This window comes from Micromonospora sp. NPDC050784, from assembly GCF_044456765.1.
In the GTDB taxonomy this organism is placed as follows: domain Bacteria; phylum Actinomycetota; class Actinomycetes; order Mycobacteriales; family Micromonosporaceae; genus Micromonospora; species Micromonospora foliorum.
Map to the genome: position 1 here is coordinate 81,444 of NZ_JBITGG010000022.1, position 22,400 is coordinate 103,843.

The window sequence follows — 22,400 nt, forward strand, 5'->3', positions numbered from 1 at the left end:
GACCCGGACGACGGCGCCCCCGTCGGGCCCGCCGCCCGGCAACACCAGGCCGACCGGCACAGGGAAGGGGCGCAGGGTGCGGATCAGAGCGGGGTTGTGCGTCGCGGCGCTCGTCGCGGCGGGACTGACGGTCGCCACACCGGCCACCGCCACACCGGCCGCCGCCCCGGTGGCCGGCGCCACCGTGGTGCCGATTCAGGTCACCGGTGACCCGGCGACGCGGTTCAACCTGGTGCTGCTGGGCGACGGTTACACCGAGGCCGACCAGCCCACCTTCCGAGCACACGTGGACCGGCACCTCAACACCCTGTGGACGATCGAGCCGTTCAAGTCCTACCGCAGCTACTTCAACGTCTACGCCGTCGAGATCGTCTCGGCGGAGTCCGGGGTGGACTGCGACCCCGGCCTGTCCGCGCCGCGACGCGACACCGCGCTGGGCATGGGCTTCTGGGGTGGTTGCAACCCGGCGAGCGTGCAACGCCTGCTCACGGTCGACGGCACCGCCGCGAACGCGTACGCCGACCTGGCCGTCGGCACCAACCCCGGCAACCGGCAGCTGATCGCGCTGGCCAACAGCGGCACGTACGGTGGGGCCGGCGGCAGCAACGCCACCGCCTCCGGCGGCAACGCGCTCTCCGCGCTGATCAGCCCGCACGAGCTGGGGCACTCGCTCGGTGGCTTGCAGGACGAGTACGACTACTACGGCCGCGGGGTGCCCGGCGACACCTACAGCGGGCCGGAACCCGACTCGGTGCACCACACCGTGCTGACCGAGCGGCAGATGCGCGACACCCGGGCCAAGTGGTGGCGCTGGCTGGGCGAGCCGAGCGAGGCGGGCGGGACGATCGGCCGCTACGAGGGCGGCCTGTACCTCCAGCGCGGGGTGTGGCGACCGAGCCGACACTCGATGATGAAGTCGTTGGGCTTCTACTTCGACCAGGTCGGCCGGGAGCGGATGACCGAACGGATCGCCGCCCGGGTCGGCATCGTGCAGGGCGGTACGGCCACCGGTGCGGCGGTCGGCGCGGACCGTCTGCTCTGGGTGGACACCCTGCACCCGGTGAGCCACGCGCTGACCGTGACGTGGTCGGTGGACGGCAGGGCGGTGCCGCGCACCGGCAACGCCCGCCACCTGGTCCTGCGGAAACTACGGCTCTCCCCCGGCCGGCACACGGTGACCGCAACGGTGACCGACCCGACGGAGTTCGTCCGCGACCCGGCGGTCCGCAACTCACCGGCGCTGACCCAGACCCGCACGTGGACCGTGGACACCGCGCTGCGTACCCCCGCGGTGGAGGCGCCGGTCGCGATCACCGCGTCCACCGCGACCGACCGGCCGGTCGGTGCGCACGACGTGGTGTACGTGCGGACCAGCCAGCCCACCGATCGGGCGCCGCGGGTGCGCTGGACGCTCGACGGCCGGCCGGTGGCCGACACCGGCACCGACCGGGACGTGGACCTGGGCGCCCTGGGCCTGTCGCGGGGCACCCACCGGCTGACCGCCCGGGTCAGCGACCTGGGCACCGGGAAGTCGGTGACCCGCACCTGGACGGTCGACGCGACGCGGCCCGAGGTGGCGTACGCGCTCTCCGAGCCGCTGCTCACCGTCACCCGGCCCGGTCGACCCACGGAGTACGTGTACAACGGCCCGTTCACCATGGGGCTGACCGGCACCGACGACGGCACCGGCCAGGTCACCTCGGAGTTCCGGCTCGACGGCGACGGGTGGCACAACTACTACGGCTGGCCCACCGACGCCCGGTCGCCGTTCCTGTTCACCGCCACCGGCACCGACGTGGACGGCCTGGTCTACGGCAACCTCGGCTCGGGCGGCCTGTCCGTGTCCCCGTTCGCCGAGCGGTCCCCCGGCTACGGCCGGCACAGCATCGAGTACCGGGGCATCGACGCCGTCGGCAACATCGGGCCTGCCCGTACGTTCACGGCCACGCTGATCCCGCCACCACCGGCCTGCACCACCGTGGTCACCGGCCGACACGCCGGCCCGCTGACCGTCACCGCCGGTGTCACCTGCCTGCGCACGGCCACCGTGACCGGCCCGGTCACCGTCGCGCCCGGCGCCGCCCTGGTCGCCCAGGGCTCCGCGATCGCCGGAAACCTGGTGGCCTCCCGCGCCGCCGCCGTCGAGTTGCTGAACACCGAGGTACGCGGCGCGGTGACGCTGACCGGCACCACCGACCACGTCACGCTGGTGGGGGCGCGGGTGGCCGGGCGGCTGGCGCTGACCGGTACCGCATCGGCGCCCATCCTGGCCGGCGGCCAGGTGGGCGCGCTGGCCTGCTCGGGCGGCCCGGCCCCGGTCGACCTCAGGGCACCCACCACGGTGCGAGAGCCGGTCGCAGGCCACTGCCGCCGGGCGTGACGCCAGCCCCTCCCCAGATTCGCGCAACTACCGGGATGGTGTGCTTCCGCCGCCGCGGGGGCAGCACCGTCCCGGAGACTGCCCAGATCCTGACCGGCGCGTGGCGGCCTGAGTACGGCGGTGGCGGGTAGGCAGCGGCCCGGCGGCATGTCGACACCCGCCGGGTGGGAGGCTCCGATGAGCACGTACCGGGACGAACAGGGCGGCACTTTCCCTCCGCCGGAGGCGGACGCCCTTGAGCAACGACAGGACGCGTTCGACGTCGGGCCGCCGGACCGGGTGTCGGGTGACGTGGAACCGGAGGCGACCGAGGCCGACCTGGCCGAGCAGGGCGCCCTCCCGGCGGGCACGCTCGAGGAGGTCACGTCGCTGCCGGCCGACGCCAACCCGGCGGACGCCCTCGAACAGCGCCAGGAAATCCCGACTCGCGACGAGGGGCGCCGCACCTGACAGCCACTCCCGCCGGCACGGCCACCCACGCCAGGCCCGGCCACCCACGCCAGGCCACCCAAGCGGTGTCTGGCCGGACATGGTCCCAACGGCGTTATACCTGTGAGCCATATTTATGACTCACAGGTATAACGCTCTTGGTGGTGCCCGGCTCGGGCCGCCGGCAGCGCTGACCAGCAGGCCCAGCCCGCGACGCGGACCAACAGGCTCAGACCGCGACGCTGCCCAGCGGGCTCAACCGGCAGCGCCGGCCAGCCAGCGCGGCCCGCGACGCTGACTGGCCGGCTAGCCGGCGACGACCTGCCAGAGGAGGAACGCGTTGAGCGCGACCACCAGCACGGCCACGAGGGACGCGGCGGCGGTGGTGAGCGGGTGGTTGACGAGGTTGCCCATCAGGTCGCGCCGGCGGGTGAAGGCGACCACCGGGATCAGCGCGAACGGGATGCCGAAGCTGAGGATGACCTGGGACAGCACGAGCGCCCGGGTCGGGTCGAGGCCGATGCCGAGTACGGCCAGCGCGGGCAGCAGGGTCACCAGCCGACGCAGCAGCAGCGGAACCCGCCGCCGCAGGAAGCCCTGCATGATCACCTCTCCGGCGTAGGTGCCGACGCTCGTGGAGGCGAGCCCCGAGACCAGCAACGCGACGGCGAACCCGAACGCGGCGGCGGTCCCGATGGTCTGGCCGAGGCCGGCGTGCACCCCTTCCAGGCTGTCCGCACCACCCGGACCACCGCCCCGGAAGCTGGCCGCGGCGATCAGCAGCATGGCGAGGTTGACCGCGCCGGCCGCACTCAGGGCGAGCAGCACGTCGGTGCGCTGACCCCGGAACAGGATCCGGCGCTCCGCGTCGTCGGCGGCGGGAATGCGGTCGCGGGTGAGGGCCGAGTGCACGTAGATGACGTGCGGCATGACGGTCGCACCGAGGATGCCGGCGGCCAGCAGCACGCTGTCCGTGCCCTGCAGGCGCGGCACCAGACCGGCCATGGCCGAGCCGGGATCGGATCCGGAGGCGAGCAGGTTGGCGGCGAAGGCCAGCACGATCACCCCGAGCAGAACGGCGATGGCGACCTCGAAGGCGCGGTACCCGCGTGAGCGCAGCGCGAGCACGGCGAACGCGGCCGTGCCGATGATGATCCCGCCGGGCAGCAGGGGGATACCGAAGAGCAGGTACAGGGCGACCGCGCCACCGATCACCTCGGCCAGGTCGGTGGCCATGGCGACCAACTCGGCCTGCACCCACATGACCCGGTTCACCGGCCGGGGTAGGCGCTCCCGGCACAGCTCGGGCAGGCTGCGCCCGGTGGCCAGGCCCAGCTTCGCGGTGAGCGTCTGCACCAACATCGCCATCAGGTTGGCCACCACCACGACCCAGACCAGCAGGTAGCCGTAGCGGGCACCGGCGGCGGAGTTGGTGGCGAAGTTGCCGGGGTCGACGTAGGCGACGGCGGCGACGAACGCCGGGCCGAGCAGGATCAACCGCCCGCGTACGCGGCCCCGGGCGCGAGCGGCCTGCAGCGGAGTCGCCCGTGACGTCGTCAGTTCGTTGGTGACCATCGAACACCTCCCCTTCCACGCGGATCGCTGCCGGTCCCTTCCCCTCGGGTTGACCCGTCGGTGCCAACCGCTGGCCTGCCGGTGCCACCAGGGCCGGCCCACCGCGCCGCCGCAGGGCACGGCGCGCCGGAAGGACCACGCCGGACGGACCGCGGCGCGCCGAACCGGACGCGCCGGGCGTGCGCAGAACCTGCCGCGCCGGACTTGACAGCCGGTTGGTCACCGATGAAGCTGTCTATTAGTCCTACTGTCGTAGGACAACAGGAAGGATCATCGGGAGTGATCGAGTTCGTACTGGACAGCCGGTCGAAGGTGAACACCTACATGCAGCTCGTGCAGCAGGTGAAACAGGCGCTGCGAGTGGGTCTGCTGACACCGGGCGACCAGTTGCCGAAGGTCCGGGACGTCGCGCAATCCCTGGCGATCAACCCGAACACGGTGCTGAAGGCGTACCGGGAGTTGGAGATCGAGGGTCTGGTCGGCGGCCGACCCGGGGTGGGCACCTTCGTCCAGCGCACCCTGGCCGGCGCGTCCCTGCCGAATCAGGCCGAGCTGCGCGATGACCTGGTCGCCTGGCTACACCGGGCGCAAGCCGCCGGCCTCACGGCCGAGGACGTCATCGCCCTGGTGGAGACGACGCTGCGCGCCACCCTCGCCGACGACGCCCCACAGAAGGAGCCCGCGTGAGCGGAACGAGAGGACAAGGGATGGACATGGTCTTGGAAGCAGACCGGCTCGGCAAGCGGTACGGCAGCACCTGGGCCTTGCGGGACTGCTCGCTGCATCTGCCGGCCGGCCGGATCGCCGCGCTGGTCGGGCCGAACGGCGCGGGTAAGAGCACGCTGCTGCACCTGGCCGTCGGGCTGCTCAAGCCCGACGCCGGCACGGTCCGGGTGTTCGGCCGGTCCCCGTACGGCGACACGGAGGGCCTCGCCGACATCGGGTTCGTCGCCCAGGACACCCCGCTGTACCGGGACTTCACCGCCGCCGAACTGGTCATCGCCGGCGGCAAGTTGAACAAGCGGTGGGACGCGGCGTTGGCCCGCCGGCGGCTGGCGCAGCTCGGCATTCCACCGGACAAGCCGGTCGGCAAGCTCTCCGGCGGGCAACGGGCCCAGGTCGCGCTTGCCCTCGCGCTGGCCAAGCGGCCGCGGCTGCTACTGCTCGACGAACCGGTCGCCAGCCTCGACCCCCTGGCCCGACGGGAGTTCCTCCAGTCGTTGATGGGCAGCGTCGCGGAGTCCGGCACCACGGTCCTGCTCTCCTCGCACCTGCTGGCCGACCTGGAACGGGTCTGCGACTACCTGATCGTGCTGAACGCCTCCCAGGTGCAACTCACCGGCGCGGTCGACGACCTGGTCGCCGAGCACCGCCAACTGGTCGGCCCTCGGCACGACGGCGGCGCTATCGGGGGCGTCGCCGCAGTGGTCCGGGCCAGCCACACCGACCGGCAGTCCACCCTGCTGGTCCGCACGGACGGGCCGGTCACCGATCCGGCCTGGACGGTCCGGGAGGTGAGCCTCGAGGACGTCGTGCTGGCCTATTTGGCCGACGGCACCACGCAGACCAGTCACAGCGAGTGGGGGGTAGCAGCATGATCTGGTTGACCTGGCGGCAACACCGCAAGCAGGCGTTCTACACCCTGTTGGGGCTCGCGGCGATGGCCGCCCTGCTGGTGCCGATCGGCCTGTCGATGCGGCACACCTTCTCCGACCTCGGGCTGGCGGACTGCGCACGCCAACTCGCGGACACCAACGTGGCGGCGGCGACCCGGGAGGCGTGCGACGCGGGCTTCCGCCGCTTCGGCAACCAGTACAGCAGCCTGAATCTGGTGGCCGTACTACTGATCACCCTGCCGGCTCTGGTCGGCCTGTTCTGGGGTGCACCGCTGGTCGCCCGCGAGGTGGAGCACGGCACGCACCGGTTCGTCTGGACCCAGGGCGTCGGCCGGACCCGCTGGGCCCTGGTGAAGTTCGGGCTGGTGGGAGGGGCCGTCGTGATCCTCGCGGCGGTCTACGGGCTGGGCATGTCGTGGTGGGTCGACCCGCTCACCCAGGCCGCGTACGAGGGCCGGCTCGGCATGATCGTCTTCGACCTTCAGGGCATCGCCCCGATCGGCTACACCCTCTTCGCTGTCGCGCTCGGCGTCTTCGCCGGCACCGTCTGGAAGCGGATGCTGCCGGCCATGGGCATCACCCTCGCCGGGTTCATCGGCGTACGGGCGGCGGTGGAGATCCTGGCCCGACCGCACTACCAGCCGGCCCGCACCCAGACCTTCCCGATCGAGGGGGAAGGGCCACCGGAGATCAGCCGGGGAGACTGGATCCTCACCCAGGGCATCAAGAACCCCGACGGCACGATGATCGCGGAGGACACCCGGATCCAGTGCCCACCGGGCGGGAAGGGGCCGGACGGTCGGGTCTGCGGCGCCGAGTTGGGTCTCGAACCGGGCGCGTACAACTGGCAGCTGTACCAGCCGGCGGACCGGTTCTGGCTGTTCCAGAGCATCGAGACGGGCATCTTCGTCGCCCTCGCCGTGCTCCTGCTCTACCTCGCGGTGCGCCGGATCCGCCGGATCGCCTAGCCGGGTGACGGGTGCTCGTCGGGGAGCGGGGGCCTCGGCGATCACCCGTCAGCGCAGACCCTCGACGGTCAACGACAGCCAGGACGCCAGGTCGTGCAGCTCCTCGTGCACGGCCCGGGTCACCTCGGGGGTGAAGGGCACGTCCTCGTGGATGGCGTGCACGGTGAGCGTGCCGCGCCGGCGCTCGGCCGTGGCGTCCACCTTTCCGACCAGCCGATCGCCGTGCAGGATCGGCAGCGCGAAGTAGCCCCACCGTCGACTCGCCTTGGGCTTGTACATCTCCAGCACGTACTCGTACTCGAAGAGGTCGGCGAGACGGACCCGGTCGTGCACCAGCCGGTCGAACGGCGACAACAGCGCCGTACGCCCGGTGAAGGGCTGACCGAGCGCGGCCGGGTCCACCCGCCACTCCCCCGCGACGCCCTCGATGATCGCTGGCTCGCCGGCGTCGCCGACCTCAGCCGGCTCGCCGGGCACGACCACCGCCTTCTCGCGGGCGATGCCCAGCGCCCGCAGCCGACGCTCGTTGCGGAGCCGGCGCGCCTGCTCCAGCTCGATGACGGGCACGTCGGCCGGGTAGACCCGCTCGGCCACGTCCCAGAGCCGCTGTCGGCCCTGGCGGCCGGCGATCGCGACCTCGCCGCGCAGGACCAGGAACTCCAGCATCTGGGTGACGTTGCGGTTGTTGGTCCAGCCGGACGACGGCCAGGGCACGGCGCTCGTGTCGGGGATGTCTCGGGAGAGCAGCGGACCGGAGCGGCCGAGCAGGTCGAGGACGTTTCGCCGGAACGAGTCGTTGGTGCGCAGCCACTCGCGGTGGCGCTCATGACCGGGCGACGCCGCCATCGCCGCGAGGAAGAGCCCCAGGTCGTCCATCGGTCGCACCATCGCCTGGTGCTCGAAGAGCGTCCGGTCCCGTTCGAGGGCCTCGCGCATCTGAACGGGCTGGTACGACGAGCCGAGCCGGCTCCAGCAGACGAGGTCGGCGCTGGGCGCGACGGCGGCGGTCGGGTCGATCTGCACCAGGGTCAACTGGCGGACCACGGTCAGCAGGTCGGTCGGGTGCGGATCGGCCAGCAGCTGGGCCCGGATGGCGATCCGCCGCGCCTGGGCCCGATCGAGTCGGTGCACATCCACGCCGGTGAGCCTAACGACGACCACCGACACCGACCGGGCCCAGAGAGCCGAACCTCGGGTCTGCACGGCCACCACGGCCGTCTGCCCACGGGGTCGCGGCCGATGTCGGGTCACTTGCGGAGCCGGGCGGCGCCGGCGGACAGTCGCGGCTACCCGGGCTCGGCGGTCCCGACCTGGCCCGCGACGCCGACGTTCAGCGGGTCGGCCAGGAGTTTGTCGAACGCCAACTCGGCGGCGCCGATCAGCACCGCGTCGCGGCCGAGTGCCGCCGCGCGCAGCCGCAGGTGCTCCCGGGAGGCGGGCAGTGGCATGGTGTCCAGCCGGTCCCGGACCACGTCCGCCCCGGCGGTGAAGATGTCGCGCAGCGAGCCACCGAAGACCACGGCGTCCGGGTTGACCACGTTGACCAGATTCGCCACGCCGAAGCCGAGCCAGTCCGCCACCTGCTCGACCGCCGCACGGGCGGTCCGGTCGCCGTCCGCGGCCGCGCGCAGCACCTCGGCCACCGCCGCGCGGTCGCTCGGGTCACGGCCGGCGTGCCGCAACAGCGCGGCTTCGGAGATCTCGGTCTCCCAGCAGCCGCGTGACCCGCAGCCGCAGGGCAGGCCGTTGGGGTTGACGACCATGTGGCCGACCTTGCCACTGTGGCCCCGGTGGCCGACCACCAATCGTCCACCGACGATGATGCCGGCGCTGATGCCCAGGTCGCCGTGCAGGTAGATGACGTCGTCGATGCCGGCCGCGACGCCCCGGACGTGCTCGGCCAGGCCGGCGATGTCCGCCAGGTCACCGGCCACGAACCCCGGGCCGGAGCTGAACTCCGCCTCCAACGCGGCGCCGAGCGTCTCGTCGATGCTGGCGATCCGGATCCTGCCGTCCGGGTCGCGGGTGGTGTCGGTGACCGCGGCGGCGCCGCCGACCAGCAGCGCGTCGCCGGCCACCGAACGTTCCATGTCGCGGACCAGTTCGGCGAGGGGCCCGACGGCGTCGATCGCGGACATGCCGCTGGGTCGGGGGATCTCCCGCAGATCGAGGATCTGCCCGCCGAGGCCGACCCGGGCGGCACGCAGCCGGTCCGCGTCGATGCTCAGCGCGTGTGCGTAGACCCGGTCGGAGCGGGGACTGACCACCAGTGAGGGCCGGCCGGCGCGGCGGGCCGTGGTGGGTGCCTCCTCGCTGACCAGACCGCTGGTGACCAGGTCGGCCGCGAGGGCGCCGATGGTGCTTCGGTTCAGACCGAGCCGGCTGGTCAGTTCGGCCCGGGACGTCGGTCCGTGCAGGTGGACGTAGCGCAGCACAGCGCCGAGGTTCTGCCGCCGGATCTCCTCCTGGCTGGCGCCGGGGACCGGCGGCAGCGGGGACTCGGCGTTGCGGCCGACGCCGGCTGGTCTGGACCGTACTGGTGTCGCCACGGTCAGACCTCCTTCCGGGTCGATGCCGGTTGGTGCGGGGGTGCAGGGACGACGATGGGTCCCGGTAGAGGAGACCCGGGACCCATCGGCGTTACTACCTACCGTGCGCTGATTACTTGGTGAGCGGCGCGAGCTTCGGGTCGCTGGCGTACGCCTCAGCCGCGTTCGCCTTGGTGACGGCGACCGGCGGGAGCAGGTACGTGTCGACGACCTTGCTGCCGTTGTTGTAGGACTTGGTGTCGTTCACCTGCGGCTTGTCGCCGGCCTGGAGAGCCTTGACCATGTTGATGGTCTCCTTCACCAGGTTGCGGGTGTCCTTGTTGATCGTCATGTACTGCTCGCCAGCGACGATCGACTTGACCGACTCAACCTCGGAGTCCTGACCGGTGACGATCGGGGTCGGCTTGCCAGCACCCTTGACCGAGGTCAGGATGGCGCGGGCCAGCGTGTCGTTCGGAGAGAGGACGCCGTCCAGCTCCTTGCTGCCGTAGGTCGAGGTCAGCAGCTGGTCCATGCGGGCCTGCGCACCCTCGGCCTTCCAGCCCTGGATGGCGGTCTGCTTGACGTCCTTCTGACCCGAGGCGACGACGACGGTGCCCTTGTCGATCTCCGGCTTGAGCACGCTCATCGCGCCGTCGAAGAAGACACCGGCGTTGTTGTCGTCCGGCGAGCCGGAGAACAGCTCGATGTTGTACGGGCCGTTCGGCTTCTTGGCCTTCATGCCGTCCAGCAGGGCCTGGCCCTGGAGCTGGCCGACCTTGAAGTTGTCGAACGCGACGTAGTAGTCGAGGTCCGGCGTGTTCTTGATCAGACGGTCGTACGCGATCACCTTGGCACCGGCGGCGTGCGCCGCGGCGACCTGGGTCGACAGCTGCGCGGCGTCGGTCGCGCCGATGACGATGACCTTGGCGCCCTTGGTGGTCATGGCGGTGATCTGGGCCTGCTGGTCGGCGACCGTGGTCGACGCGCCGGCGTACTGCACGTCAGCCTGGAAACCGGCCTCCTTGAGGCCGTTGCTGAACAGGTCACCGGCGAGGACCCAGTTCTCCGAGGTCTTGGCCGGCAGGGCCACGCCGATCAGCGAGTTGGCCGCGAAGCCCTTGGCCGCCTCGCCGTTGGAGCCGCTGTCGCCGTCGCGGCCGGAACCGCAGCCGGCGAGGGCCAGCATGGCGGCGGCGCTGATGGCCACCACCGACGTGCCGAAGAATTTACGCATGGTGAGGACTTGCCTTTCTTGGTGTGAGACGGGTGGAGAGGTCGGTGGCCGTCAGCCGGACACCGCTGCCTTGGCGGGCTCGCGCTCCGCGTCCGGCGGTGAGGCGGGTGGGGCGGAGTCCTCGCGGCGGAACGGCCGCATCAGGCTCCCGATGATGGAGAAGCGCCCCTGGCTCTTGTTGTAGACGTCGATCGCGACGGCCAGCAACAGGACCAGACCCTTGATGATCTGGACGCGGTCGGTGCCGACGCCCATCAGCTGCAGGCCGTTGTTGAGCACGGCCATGACGAGACCACCGACGATGGAGCCGCTGATGGTGCCGATACCGCCGGCGACGGCCGCGCCACCGATGAAGACCGCGGCGATGGCGTCCAGCTCCCAGCCGTTGCCGTCCTGCGGTCCGGAGGCCGCCGAACGGGCCACGAAGATCATGCCGGCCAGTGCGGCCAGGACGGACATGTTCATCATGACGAAGAAGTTGACCCGCTTGAGCTTCACGCCGGACAGCTCGGCCGCCCGGGAGTTGCCGCCCACCGCGTAGATGTGCCGGCCACCGGCCGTGTTGCGGGTGTAGAAGGAGTACGCGATGACCAGGACCAGCAGGATGATGCCGGAGATCGGGAAGCTGGTGCCGACGCGACCGCTGGCGAAGCGCAGCGCCGCGAAGGCGATCACGCCGACCATGATGGCCATCCGCAGGACCGAGATCCACATGGGCGCCGGGTCGGCGTCCATGGCCCGGCGGGTCTTACGGGCCTGGATCTCACGCCAGACCACGGCGACCGCCGCGGCCAGGCCGAGCAGCAGCGTGGCGTTGTTGTAGCCGGTGTTCGGCCCGAACTCGGGCAGGAAGCCGGAGCCGATCTCCCGGAAGCCCTCCGGCACCGGGATGCTCTGCGCGTTGCCGATGAACTGGTTGCCGCCCCGGAAGAGCAGCATGCCCGCCAGGGTGACGATGAACGCCGGCACCCCGATGTAGGCCACCCAGAAGCCCTGCCAGGCGCCGATCGCCGCGCCGATGGCGAGGCCGAACACGATGGCAGCGGGCCAGGGAAGGTCCCACTCGGTCATCGACTTGGCGACCAGGATGCCCGCGAAGGCGGCGACCGAGCCGACCGAGAGGTCGATGTGCCCGGCCACGATCACCATGAGCATGCCGATTGCCAGAATCAGAATGTACGAGTTCTGCTGGAACAGCGCGATCAGGTTGTCCGACCGCAGGGTGAGGCCATCGGTCAGGATCTGGAACAGGACGACGATCGCCACCAGGGTGAAGATCATCCCGAACTGGCGAGCGTTGGAGGTGGTGCCTCCGAACAGGTTCTTCTGAAGGTCCTTCAATCGGCTCATCGGGTGGCCATCTTCTTCGTCGAGGTCATCTGCTTCATGAGGTTTTCCGGGGTGGCGTCCGCCCGGGCGATCTCGCCCGTGATGGCGCCTTCGAACACTGTGTAGATGCGGTCGCAGAGCCCGATCAGCTCAGGCAGCTCCGAGGAGATGACGACGACGCCCTTCCCCTGGTCGGCGAGCCGCTGGATGATGCCGTAGATCTCGTACTTGGCACCCACGTCGATGCCGCGCGTCGGCTCGTCGAGGATCAGCAGGTCCGGGTCGGTGAACATCCACTTGGCCAGGACGACCTTCTGCTGGTTGCCGCCGGAGAGCTTGGAGACGCTCTCGTCGACCGTCGGGGCCTTGGTCCGCAACTCCTTGCGGTACGCCTCAGCCGCCTGGTATTCCTCGACCTCGTCCAGGACGCCGTGGTGCGAGATCTTGGACAGCTTGGCGGCGACCGTCGACGTCTTGATGTCGTCGAGCAGGTTGAGGCCGATCGCCTTGCGGTCCTCGCTGACGTACGCGAGCCCGTTGTCGATGGCATCCGCCACCGACTTCAGGACGATCTCCTTGCCGTCCTTGATGATCGTGCCCGACTCGTACACCCCGTAGGAGCGGCCGAAGACACTCATCGCGAGTTCCGTGCGGCCCGCGCCCATGAGACCGGCGAAGCCGACGATCTCGCCGCGGCGCACCACGAAGCTCTCGTTCTTGCAGACCTGCCGCTCGGCGGAGATCGGGTGCCGGACGTTCCAGTTGCGGACCTCGAAGAAGACCTCACCGATCTTCGGCGTGTGGTCCGGGAACCGGCTGCTCAGCTCGCGGCCGACCATGCCCCGCACGATCCGGTCCTCGTCGACCCCGTCCGCCTTGACGTCGAGGGTCTCCACGGTCCGGCCGTCGCGCAGGATGGTGATCTGGTCGGCGATCGCCTCGATCTCGTTCAGCTTGTGCGAGATCATGATCGAGGTGATGCCGCGGGAGCGGAAACCACGCAGCAGGTCCAGCAGGTGCCGGGAGTCGGCCTCGTTGAGAGCCGCGGTGGGCTCGTCGAGGATGAGCAGCTTCACGTCCTTGGCGAACGCCTTGGCGATCTCGACGAGCTGCTGCTTGCCGACCCCGATGTCCTTGATCAGGGTGTCCGGGTCCTCTTCCAGACCGACCCGGGCCATCAGGTCCAGCGCCATCCGGTTCGCGGCCTTCCAGTCGATCGCGCCCCGCTTGCGCGGTTCGTTGCCGAGGAAGATGTTCTCGGCGATCGACATCCCTGGAATGAGCGCGAGCTCCTGGTGGATGATCACGATGCCGGCGTTCTCACTGGCCCGGATGTTGGAGAACTTGCTCTCCGACCCCTGGTAAATGATCTTGCCGTCGTAGGTGCCGTGCGGGTACACCCCGCTGAGCACCTTCATCAGGGTGGACTTGCCCGCGCCGTTCTCGCCGCAGATGGCATGGATCTCGCCGGCGCGAACCACCAGGTTGACGTCGGAGAGGGCCTTGACTCCGGGAAACTCCTTGGTGATGGAGCGCATCTCAAGGAGGATGGGCACGTCGCTCATCGCTCGTACCACCTCGCCAACGTCATCGGTTGCCTCCGGAAGGTTGAACCTTCACTTGGTTTTGTTGTTGACGGCAACGTATTGCGGGCGGAGGGCCATCCGCAAGGCGAGGGGCTGTTGAAAAAGTAACAATCCGGCAATATAGATGTGGCAGAGTGTTCGCCTGCCACAGCGGCCACCGCAGCCCCTCCCGGCGCCTCCGTCCGGCCGCAGCACCGACGCCTACCTGCGACAACGCCCCGATCGACCCCCGCCGCTACCCGCAGCTTTCCCACCAGGCAAGACACGGCAGGGAGGGTGCCGCCGGTGGCGCGGCGCACAGACCGGCCCATCGAACGATGGCGATCGGGCACCCGCCCGGCGTCGTACGCGAGCCGCCAAAACGAACCTCGGGCCGTTGATGTGACCCACGCCTCTGCCGGTCGGACGCATCGACCGTCGCCAGCTTGTAGCGGTGGCCACCGGACGCCAGGTCAGTGCCTTGCCGTCCCTTACGCGCAGTTCGTGGTGGCACGCCGCGACGCGCCAGGCCGTCAGCTGAGGATGCGGCAACGCCTTGATCACGGCGGACCGCGACGGACAGGCCGGTCAGCTGGAGTACAGCACCGCCCAGTTCACGGCGGACCCGCGACGGGCAGGCCGCTCAGCTGGGGTGCAGCACCGCCTTGATCACGCCGTGCTCCCGCCGGTCGAAGTGGCGATACAGCTCGGGGGCGTCGGCCAGGGTGCCGTGGTGGGTGACGATCATGCTGGGGCGTGCTCGGCCCGCGACCACCAGATCCCGCAGCAGGACGGTGTAGCGACGGTCGTGGGTGCGACCGAACCGGACCGCGACCCCCTTGCTGAACAGCGCTCCCCACGGCGCGACGAGGTTCTCCTGGCCGTCCGCGCCGGGGCCGGGGTGTGGGTCCCGGTCCGGGAAGACGCCGGCGACCGCGATCGCGCCAGCGGCGTTGACCAGCCGGGCCGCGTCGGCGATGACCTGGTTCGGACGCTCCCGGTCGGGGTGCTCCCGGTCGCGGGCCTGGAACCCGACCGCGTCGATGACCTTGTCGACTCCGCCCAGTTTCTCCTCGCCGAGCGGCAGCCCGGTCCGGGCCCGGTCGGCGCGGATCTGCTCGACCGGGTCGCCCCGGCGGAAGTCGATCGGCACGGCGCCGAGCTCACCGGCCTTGTCGAGTCGGGCGTCGACACCGTCGACGGAGTACACCACCCGGGCACCTCGCAGCAGCGCCGAGTAGGCGCCGAGCAGACCGACGGTGCCGGCGCCGAACACCGCGACGGTGTCACCGGGCTCGACCTCGGCGAGGGTGGCCGCGGCGTGCCAGCCGGTGACGAACGCGTCGGCGAGCAGCACGAAGTCGTCCTCGTACGCGTCCCCCGGCTCACCGGGCAGGGGGACGCAGTTGGCGTCGGCCCACGGCACCCGCAGCAGGTCGGCCTGCGCACCCCGGTACGGACCCATCCCCGCGTACCCGTACGCCGCGCCCGGCCCCTCGGCCCGGGCCCGCAGACAGGCCGCCGAGAGCCCGCGAGCACACATCACACACGTCCCGCAGAACAGGTGCGTGGGGACCACCACCCGCGTGCCCGGCCGGACGGTCTGCACCGCGGCGCCCACCTCCTGCACCACACCCAGCGGTTCGTGACCGAGCACCAGGCCGGGTTCGGCGCTGGTTCGGCCGTCGTACATGTGCAGGTCGGTGCCGCACAGGGCGGTGGAGGTGATCCGCACGAGCGCGTCGGTCTCCGCCTCCAGTGTCGGGTCGGGAACCTCCCGTACCGCGACCGTCCGGACGTCCGTGTAGACGACGGCTCTCATCCCGGCTCTCCTGTTCGGTGGTGGAGCGGCCGGTCTTCCCCCGATTGCGCCGTTCATGCCTGCCCGGCCGGGTGGCCGAGCCGACGGTGCTATCTTAGGGCTCCTAAGTTTTTTCCTAGCTGAGCAAAGGTTCGGTATGCCACGGCAGGGTCTGACCAGCGCGCGCGTCTCGGCCGCCGCGGCCGAGTTGGCGGACTCGGTCGGTCTGTCCCGGTTGACCGTCGCGGCCGTCGCCCGGCACTTCGGGGTCTCGGACGCCGCCCTGTACGTGCACGTCCGCAGCCGCGACGCGTTGATCGAGCACGTCGCGGTCCGGGCGGCGGCCACGTTCGCCGACGCGCTCGCGATCGCGGTGGCGGGGCGGGCCGGCCGCCAGGCCCTGGTCGGGTTCGCCGATGCCTGGCGCGCGTTCGCCGTCACGCATCCGGGGCAGTACGCGGCGACCCAGCTTCAACTGCCGCCCGAGGTCGGCACCCGGTCGGCCGGGCACCTCCGCATGATCGAGCTGAGCTACGCGATGCTGCGCGGGTACGGGCTCGACGAACCGGCCCTGACCGACGCGATGCGATTCGTCCGCAGCACCTTCCACGGCTTCGCGAGCCTCGAAACAGTCGACGGTTTCGGGCATCCCCGCGCTGTCGACGCGTCGTGGCAGTCGATCCTCGACGCGGTGCACACCACGTTGTGTAACTGGCCAACCGAGAAACGGGAGCAGCAGTGAGCAACCACGATCAGTCGGTCGAGTCGGCCGACGGGACTCGCCTGGTGGTACGGCGCCTGGGCGTCGGAGACCCCGTCGTCCTCGTGCACGGCTCAGGTGGCGGGCTGCACTCGTGGGCCGCGGTCGCGGAGCGCCTCGCCAACGGCCACCAGGTATGGCTGCCGGCCCGACGCGGCTACGGTCCCAGCGACGTTCCGGACGGCACCAAGTCCTTCCAGGGCGAGACCGCCGACCTGCTCGCCGTCATCGAGGCGGCCCGGAAATCCTCGGGCCGACCGGTTCACCTCGTCGGCGCGTCCTACGGAGCGACCCTGGCGTTGCACACCACCTCGACCGACCCGCGCGACGTACGCTCCCTGGCCATCTTCGAGCCGCCACTCTTCGCGGCCGGGGCGGAGATCGCGCCGCTGCTCGACCGGTACCGTGCCGCCTTCGAGCGGGACGACACCGCGGCGATGGCAGCGGCCCTGAACGGCGTGACGCGTGTTCCGGCCGAGATCGTCGCCGCGATGGCCGCCGGCGCGGGCGACCGGGTGCCCGACCCGGTCGAGGCGCGCCGCTCGGCGGTCGGCTGGCTGCACGATCTCGAAGCCCTCGCGCAGGACAGCACGGACATCACCCGCTGGTCCTCTATCGCCGTGCCGACTCTCCTGCTGGCCGGCGCGGACACCTGGGAGCCGATGCCCACCACGATGAGGACCCTCGCAAGGACGATTCCGGCGGCGCGTTACGTGGTCTGGCCGGGGCAGTCGCACTTCGTGACGATGACGGCACCCACACTGGTCGCCGCCGCCCTGCGGCAGTTCTTCGCCGAGGTTCCGGCGGCCTAGCCGCCGAGCCGGCCGAATTCCGACGGCCTGCCCGAGCCGGCCAAGATTCCGGCAGCTCCGCCGAGACACGCCGCCGGCTGGCGGCGACCGGTGCTCCATCGGCGCGCGAGGCGGTGGCCATATCGCTCACCTACCCCCGCGCGGGGTGTCGCACCGGCCGCCGCTGACCGGATCCGCACCACCGGTGCGGACGGCCCGCGGGTCAGTGACCGGCGTTCTGGCCACCGTCGACGTGCAGGATCTCGCCGGTGACGAACGGCGCCGACTCGAGGTAGAGCACGGCGTCGACCACATCGCTGGTCTCGCCCATCCGGCCAACCGGGTGCAGGCCCGCGAGCGTCTCGTGCGTCTCGACCGGGTGCATCGGGGTCTTGATGACGCCGGGCGCGACGGCGTTGACCCGGACACCGCGCCCCGCGTACTCGATGGCCAGCGACTTGGTGGCCGAACTGAGGCCGCCCTTGGTAAGGGAGGCGAGCACCGACGGGACGTTCGAGTTGGGCTGGTCGACGAAGCTGGTCGTGATGCTGACGACGTGACCAGCCCCGCTGGCCAGCAGGTGCGGCATGGCGCGCTGGGTGAGGTGGAAGAACCCGGCGAGGTTGACCTTGGTGACCAGGTCGAACTCCTCGTCGGTGTAGTCGGTGAACGGCTTGGCGACGAAGACGCCGGCGTTGTTCACCAGGGTGTCGATCCGCCCGAAGCGATCCAGTGCGGCACGCACCACCCGCTCGGCGGTGTCGGCCTCGGCGATGTCACCCCGGACCGTGACGATCTCCGGGTCGTCGGACGCCCCGATCGAGCGTGAGGTCGCCACGACGCCGTACCCGAGCTTGCGGTAGGCGTCCACGAGGTCGGCGCCGATGCCCTGGGAGGCACCGGTGATCACGACGACCTTCTGTCCCTGACTGCTGTTCATGAGAAAACCACTTCCACTAGACGACTGGTCTACTAAAAGCTAGCCGACCGGTCGTGTATCGTCGAGGCATGGGTCGGACCAGTGACGCGAAGAACAAGATCCTCGACGCGGCCGCCACGCTGATCGAGCAGCGCGGCTACACCGCGCTCGGCGTGGCCGAGATCTGCGCGGTGGCGGGCGTGCCGAAGGGCAGCTTCTACTACTTCTTCGAATCCAAGCAGGCGCTCGCCCGCACCGTCATCGACGAGCACTGGGCCACCCAGCGCCGCCAGTGGGAGCAGTTGCTCGGCAGCGAGCGCGACCCGCTCCAGCGGCTCCGGGACCTGTTCGAGGCCACCGAGGAGGTCCAGCGCGTCGGCCAGCAGAAAGTTGGCGTGGTCGCGGGCTGCCTGTTCGGCAACCTCGCCCTCGAACTCAGCAACCAGGCCGAGGAGATCCGCAGTCGGCTCCAGGAGATCTTCGAGGAGCAGATCAGCATCATCGAGCAGGTCGTCGTCGAGGCGAAGGAGCGCGGCCTGGCGGGCCCGGCGGTCGACAGCCGGGAGGCCGCCCGATCGATCGTCGCCCAGATCGAGGGGCGGGTCCTGCTCGCGAAGTTGCTCAACGACCCGGCCCAGCTGGAAACGCTGTGGCGCAACTGCCTGGACCTCCTCCAGGTGCCGGCACAGGCGCGGACCACCACCGGCTGAACGGACGACGGTCGCTGACCGTCCACTCCGGGCAGACTGCGCGGTCGCTCAGTAGCATCGGCGGGGCACGATATTCAGGCGGACCACTCCCGACCGGATCGAGCACTCGACATGACGACCGAGCAGACCACGTCTCCCCCGCGTACCGGTGTCGGCATCGCCGCTCAGGGGCTGGGCCAGAGCGTCCGGAGCGGTCGCCAGATCCTGGCCGACGTCTCCCTAAGCGTCGCGCCGGGCGAGCTGGTCGCGATCATCGGTGCCAGCGGCGCCGGTAAGACCACCCTGCTGGAGATCCTCGCCGGCGTGCAGCAACCGGCGGCGGGCACCGTGACGTACGACGGCGCCGCCGCGGCTGGCACCATCGGCGTCGTTCCGCAGGACGACATCATCCACCGCGAGCTGCCCCTGGCCCGCACCCTGCGGTACGCCGCCCGACTGCGCCTGCCCTCCACCACCGGGCCGGCCGAGATCGGTGACCGGGTCGCCGAGGTGCTCGCCGAGCTGCGACTCACCGACCGGGCCGCCACGCCGGTCGGCCTGCTCAGTGGCGGTGAACGCAAACGCGCCAGCATCGCCGTCGAGCTGCTCACCCGACCCGGCGTGTTCTTCCTGGACGAGCCCACCTCCGGGTTGGACCCGGCGATCGCCGTGGAGCTGCTCCGGGTGCTCCGCGCGCTCGCCGACACGGGCGCCACCGTCGTGCTGACCACCCACCAGGTCACCGACGTGGACCACTGCGACCGGGTCGTCGTGCTGACCCGGCAGGGCCGTCTGGCGTTCACCGGCACCCCGGCCGCCGCCCGGGAGTTCTTCGGCCTGCGGTCCCTCGTCGAGGTGCACCTCCGGCTCGACGAGGCGGCGCAACCCGGCGAGTGGCCCGATCGCTTCGCCGAACGGCGCGTGGCTGAGCAGCCGCCTCGTGCCTTTGACGACTGTGACGTCGCCGCGACGCCGCCCCGGCGCGTCGGCCGGCTGCGCCAGTGGGCGGTCCTCACCGCGCGCAACGCGGAGATCGTCGTCCGCAACCGGCTGACCCTGGCGATCCTGCTCGGCTCGCCGCTGATGGTGCTCGGCATGTTCGCGCTGCTGTTCCGTCCCGGGGCGTTCGAGCCGACCAGACCCAGCCCGACGGTGACCGTGATGATCCTGTTCTGGATCGCGTTCGGCGGCTTCTTCTTCGGGCTGACCTACGGTCTCCTCCAGATCTGCACCGAGCTCCCGATCCTGCGCCGGGAGCGGCTGGCCGGTGTCCGGCTGCTCCCGTACCTGTTGGCGAAGGTCGCGGTGCTGCTGCCGCTGCTGGCCCTGGTGGACCTGGCCCTGCTCGGGGTGCTGCGCGGCATGGACCGGCTGCCGCCGGTCGGCGGCGCCGACTTCGCCGCCCTGTACGCGACCCTGCTGCTCTCCTCGGCTGCGGCGCTCGCCCTCGGTCTGCTCTGCTCGGCGGCCGTGTCCGACGCGGCCCAGGCGACGCTCATGCTGCCGATGCTCTGCTTCCCGCAGGTGCTGTTCGTCGGCGCGATCCTGCCGGTGCCGGCCATGGCGGTCGGCGGGCAGTGGCTCAGCTACGCGATGTCGAACCGGTGGGCGTTCGAGGGTTTGGGGCACACCGCCGGGGTGGAGCGGCTCTGGCGCGACGGCGGCTCTCCGCTCGGGCCGCCGCTGCTGGCCACGTACGGCGACAGCTTCTCCCGGCCGGTGTGGGTCGACTGGCTGGTGCTCGGCGGTTTCGTGCTGCTCTTCCTGGGCGCGGCCTGGGTGGTCCTGCTCCGACGGGATCCCCGTCGTGCGTCCTGACCCGACGCCGCACGCCTCGCCCGCGGCGCTGCCGGGGTACGCCGCCACCGGCCGCATCGACGAGCTGCGCGCCACCGAGTACCGACACCTGGACACCGACGGGCAGGTGTACCTCGACTACGCCGGCGCCGGGGTGGCGGCCCGGGCCCAGGTTCGCGCCCACCACGACCGGCTGCTCGCCGGCCTGTACAGCAACCCCCACTCGGAGAACCCCACGAGTGTGGCGGCGGGCTCGCTGGTGGAGTCGGCGCGACGCGCGGTGCTCGACTTCTTCCGCGCCGACCCGGCCGAGTACGCCGTCGTCTTCACCCCGAACGCCAGCGGCGCCTGTCGACTGGTCGGCGAGGCGTACGACTTCGGCCGGGCCGCGCCGCTGGTGCTGACCTGGGACAACCACAACTCGGTCAACGGCATCCGCGAGTACGCCCGGTCGGCCCGCGCGTCCGTGCGTTACGTGCCGCTCAGCGGACCGGAGCTGCGGGTCGCCGAGTCGGAGCTGGTCGCGGCGCTCGACGCGGGCCGGGGCAGCCTGGCCCGACGGTGGGGTCGGCCCGGTCGCCGTGGGCTGTTCGCCTTTCCGGCGCAGAGCAACTTCTCCGGGGTGCAGCACCCGCTGGGCTGGGTGGAGCTGGCCCACCAGCGGGGCTACGACGTGCTGCTCGACGCTGCCGCCTTCGCGCCGACGAACCGACTGGACCTCAGCGTCGTCCGGCCGGATTTCGTCTGCCTGAGCTGGTACAAGCTCTTCGGCTACCCCACCGGGGTCGGCGCGCTGTTGGCCCGCCGTACGGCGCTGGCCCGGCTGCGCCGTCCGTGGTTCGCCGGCGGCACGATCCGCGCGGTAAGCGTGCAGGGCGACTGGCACCGGCCGATGGACGACGAGTCGGCCTTCGAGGACGGCACGCTCAACTTCCTGAGCATCCCGGACGTGGAGTTCGGGTTGCGCTGGCTCGACTCGATCGGCGTGGACCTCGTCCACGCCCGGGTCAGCCTGCTCACCGAGTGGCTGCTGGCGCGGCTGGCCACCCTGCGGCACGACACCGGCGGGCCGCTGGTCCAGGTGTACGGGCCGACCACGGGTGCGGGGCGCGGTGGGACGGTGACGTTCAACCTCCGCCACCCGGACGGCACGCTTGTCGACGAGCGGCTCGTCGCACGGGAGGCGGCCGCCGCGGGCTTCTCCCTGCGTACCGGCTGTTTCTGCAATCCGGGCGCGGGCGAGGGCGCGTTCGGCATCAGCCGGAGGTCGACGCGGCAGCGGCTGTTGGCCGGGGTCGACACGATCGACCAGTACCTCACGGCGCTGCGTCTGCCGACGGGCGGCGCGGTCCGGGTCTCGTTCGGATTGGCCTCCACGGCGACCGACGCGGAGCGCTTCGTCGACTTCGCCCAGTCGACCTACCTCAATCGGGAGGTCGGTACCGAGTCACCGCTGCCACCTCGGCTGCGCTGCTGACCTGCCCGACCGCGCCGACTAGCTGACCTGGGCCACCGGCGCCGGGCGGTGCTTGATCTCCTCCATGAACGGGAACCGGGCGGTCAGCTCGGCGAAGGTCAGGCCGGCCCGCCAGGCCGCGGCCACCTGGGCGACCTGCACCAGGTCCATGACGTCACCGCGCGCGAGAACCTCGCCCGAGACGCGCAGGTCAATCATGAAGTATCGGGCCTGCGATCCCAGCCCGACGCAGACCACGCCCTCGTCGGAGTGCAGCTCGGCGCAGGTGAACCGGGCCCGCCCCTGCTCGGGTGCGGTCACCCGGCCGACATCGAGCCCGTGCCGGGCAGCGGTTTCGATGAGCGCGGGGGCCAGACCACCCCGCTCGACCAGATCCGGGTAGAGGCGCACACCCAGCGCCGTCGACGCCTCGCTCATGACTGACTCCCACTTCCTTGTGACAGAGACCAGCAGCGCGCAGGTTACGGGAAAGTTTCCGGCACGCCTCGTCATCCTGTCCCGCGTGGACGCCCCACGGCAATAGGAAGGGTCGATTCGAC

Annotated in this window: 19 protein-coding genes; 10 read left to right on the forward strand and 9 right to left on the reverse strand. The window is 71.0% G+C overall.

The genetic code is table 11. The annotated features are described in order from the left end of the window. Positions 1 to 76 precede the first annotated feature (76 nt). Entirely contained in the window at positions 77 to 2,380 is a 2,304-nt protein-coding gene (locus ACIBD9_RS26165) for a M64 family metallopeptidase (protein WP_396721643.1), read from the forward strand. Between the two features lie 177 nt (positions 2,381 to 2,557). Continuing rightward, complete coding sequence (locus tag ACIBD9_RS26170; RefSeq protein ID WP_396721645.1) at positions 2,558 to 2,830, forward strand: hypothetical protein; 273 nt, start codon at positions 2,558 to 2,560, stop codon at positions 2,828 to 2,830. Between the two features lie 285 nt (positions 2,831 to 3,115). On the opposite strand, the gene ACIBD9_RS26175 is transcribed toward ACIBD9_RS26170, so the two are convergent. Continuing rightward, positions 3,116 to 4,384: an Nramp family divalent metal transporter gene (locus tag ACIBD9_RS26175; protein WP_396721646.1), complete on the reverse strand. Its 1,269-nt coding sequence runs from the start codon at positions 4,382 to 4,384 to the stop codon at positions 3,116 to 3,118. Positions 4,385 to 4,663: 279 nt separating this feature from the next. Between ACIBD9_RS26175 and ACIBD9_RS26180 the strand changes: the two genes are divergently transcribed. From ACIBD9_RS26180 to ACIBD9_RS26190, 3 genes are read left to right on the forward strand one after another with little or no spacing between them, the layout of a single operon-like run. Next, complete coding sequence (locus tag ACIBD9_RS26180; protein WP_030335957.1) at positions 4,664 to 5,071, forward strand: GntR family transcriptional regulator; 408 nt, start codon at positions 4,664 to 4,666, stop codon at positions 5,069 to 5,071. Between the two features lie 20 nt (positions 5,072 to 5,091). Continuing rightward, positions 5,092 to 5,982 (forward strand): ABC transporter ATP-binding protein, encoded by an 891-nt coding sequence (locus ACIBD9_RS26185; RefSeq protein ID WP_396721647.1) that lies wholly within the window; start codon positions 5,092 to 5,094, stop codon positions 5,980 to 5,982. Continuing rightward, the gene (locus ACIBD9_RS26190; RefSeq protein ID WP_396721649.1) at positions 5,979 to 6,968 is read left to right on the forward strand and encodes an ABC transporter permease; all 990 of its coding nucleotides are present in this window, start codon (positions 5,979 to 5,981) and stop codon (positions 6,966 to 6,968) included. Before ACIBD9_RS26185 ends, ACIBD9_RS26190 begins: the two co-directional genes overlap by 4 nt. A 48-nt stretch (positions 6,969 to 7,016) precedes the next feature. Here ACIBD9_RS26190 and ACIBD9_RS26195 read toward each other — a convergent pair whose 3' ends face one another. The 6 genes from ACIBD9_RS26195 to ACIBD9_RS26220 form a co-directional block, all read right to left on the reverse strand. After that, positions 7,017 to 8,105 (reverse strand): DNA glycosylase AlkZ-like family protein, encoded by a 1,089-nt coding sequence (locus ACIBD9_RS26195; protein ID WP_396721651.1) that lies wholly within the window; start codon positions 8,103 to 8,105, stop codon positions 7,017 to 7,019. Between the two features lie 149 nt (positions 8,106 to 8,254). Further along, positions 8,255 to 9,517 carry an ROK family protein gene (locus ACIBD9_RS26200; protein WP_396721652.1) on the reverse strand — a complete coding sequence of 421 codons (1,263 nt, stop codon included), beginning with the start codon at positions 9,515 to 9,517 and terminating at the stop codon, positions 8,255 to 8,257. Between the two features lie 112 nt (positions 9,518 to 9,629). Next, complete coding sequence (locus ACIBD9_RS26205; protein ID WP_396721654.1) at positions 9,630 to 10,733, reverse strand: substrate-binding domain-containing protein; 1,104 nt, start codon at positions 10,731 to 10,733, stop codon at positions 9,630 to 9,632. A 51-nt stretch (positions 10,734 to 10,784) separates the two neighbouring features. Then, positions 10,785 to 12,083, reverse strand: coding sequence for a multiple monosaccharide ABC transporter permease (mmsB, locus tag ACIBD9_RS26210; protein WP_387176760.1), 1,299 nt, complete (start codon positions 12,081 to 12,083; stop codon positions 10,785 to 10,787). Continuing rightward, positions 12,080 to 13,627, reverse strand: a complete 1,548-nt coding sequence (gene mmsA, locus ACIBD9_RS26215) for a multiple monosaccharide ABC transporter ATP-binding protein (protein WP_396721656.1) — start codon at positions 13,625 to 13,627, stop codon at positions 12,080 to 12,082. The genes mmsB and mmsA overlap by 4 nt, the downstream gene beginning before the upstream one ends. A gap of 643 nt (positions 13,628 to 14,270) precedes the next feature. Further along, the gene (locus tag ACIBD9_RS26220; protein WP_396721657.1) at positions 14,271 to 15,449 is read right to left on the reverse strand and encodes a glutathione-independent formaldehyde dehydrogenase; all 1,179 of its coding nucleotides are present in this window, start codon (positions 15,447 to 15,449) and stop codon (positions 14,271 to 14,273) included. 136 nt (positions 15,450 to 15,585) lie between these two features. Between ACIBD9_RS26220 and ACIBD9_RS26225 the strand changes: the two genes are divergently transcribed. Together ACIBD9_RS26225 and ACIBD9_RS26230 are read left to right on the forward strand one after the other, a co-directional pair. After that, positions 15,586 to 16,170, forward strand: coding sequence for a TetR/AcrR family transcriptional regulator (locus ACIBD9_RS26225; RefSeq protein WP_396721659.1), 585 nt, complete (start codon positions 15,586 to 15,588; stop codon positions 16,168 to 16,170). Then, positions 16,167 to 17,000: an alpha/beta fold hydrolase gene (locus ACIBD9_RS26230; protein WP_396721661.1), complete on the forward strand. Its 834-nt coding sequence runs from the start codon at positions 16,167 to 16,169 to the stop codon at positions 16,998 to 17,000. Before ACIBD9_RS26225 ends, ACIBD9_RS26230 begins: the two co-directional genes overlap by 4 nt. Before the next feature lie 202 nt (positions 17,001 to 17,202). Here ACIBD9_RS26230 and ACIBD9_RS26235 read toward each other — a convergent pair whose 3' ends face one another. After that, positions 17,203 to 17,919 carry an SDR family NAD(P)-dependent oxidoreductase gene (locus tag ACIBD9_RS26235; RefSeq protein ID WP_396721663.1) on the reverse strand — a complete coding sequence of 239 codons (717 nt, stop codon included), beginning with the start codon at positions 17,917 to 17,919 and terminating at the stop codon, positions 17,203 to 17,205. Between the two features lie 68 nt (positions 17,920 to 17,987). Between ACIBD9_RS26235 and ACIBD9_RS26240 the strand changes: the two genes are divergently transcribed. The 3 genes from ACIBD9_RS26240 to ACIBD9_RS26250 all read left to right on the forward strand — a co-directional run bounded on the left by ACIBD9_RS26240 (position 17,988) and on the right by ACIBD9_RS26250 (position 21,861). Then, on the forward strand, positions 17,988 to 18,608 hold the full coding sequence (locus ACIBD9_RS26240) for a TetR family transcriptional regulator C-terminal domain-containing protein (protein ID WP_396721665.1): 621 nt from the start codon (positions 17,988 to 17,990) through the stop codon (positions 18,606 to 18,608). Between the two features lie 111 nt (positions 18,609 to 18,719). Next, the gene (locus tag ACIBD9_RS26245) at positions 18,720 to 20,405 is read left to right on the forward strand and encodes an ATP-binding cassette domain-containing protein (protein ID WP_396721667.1); all 1,686 of its coding nucleotides are present in this window, start codon (positions 18,720 to 18,722) and stop codon (positions 20,403 to 20,405) included. Further along, positions 20,395 to 21,861: an aminotransferase class V-fold PLP-dependent enzyme gene (locus ACIBD9_RS26250; protein ID WP_396721669.1), complete on the forward strand. Its 1,467-nt coding sequence runs from the start codon at positions 20,395 to 20,397 to the stop codon at positions 21,859 to 21,861. Before ACIBD9_RS26245 ends, ACIBD9_RS26250 begins: the two co-directional genes overlap by 11 nt. Positions 21,862 to 21,879: 18 nt before the next feature. Here ACIBD9_RS26250 and ACIBD9_RS26255 read toward each other — a convergent pair whose 3' ends face one another. Continuing rightward, complete coding sequence (locus ACIBD9_RS26255) at positions 21,880 to 22,278, reverse strand: hypothetical protein (RefSeq protein WP_112585399.1); 399 nt, start codon at positions 22,276 to 22,278, stop codon at positions 21,880 to 21,882. Positions 22,279 to 22,400 lie beyond the last annotated feature (122 nt).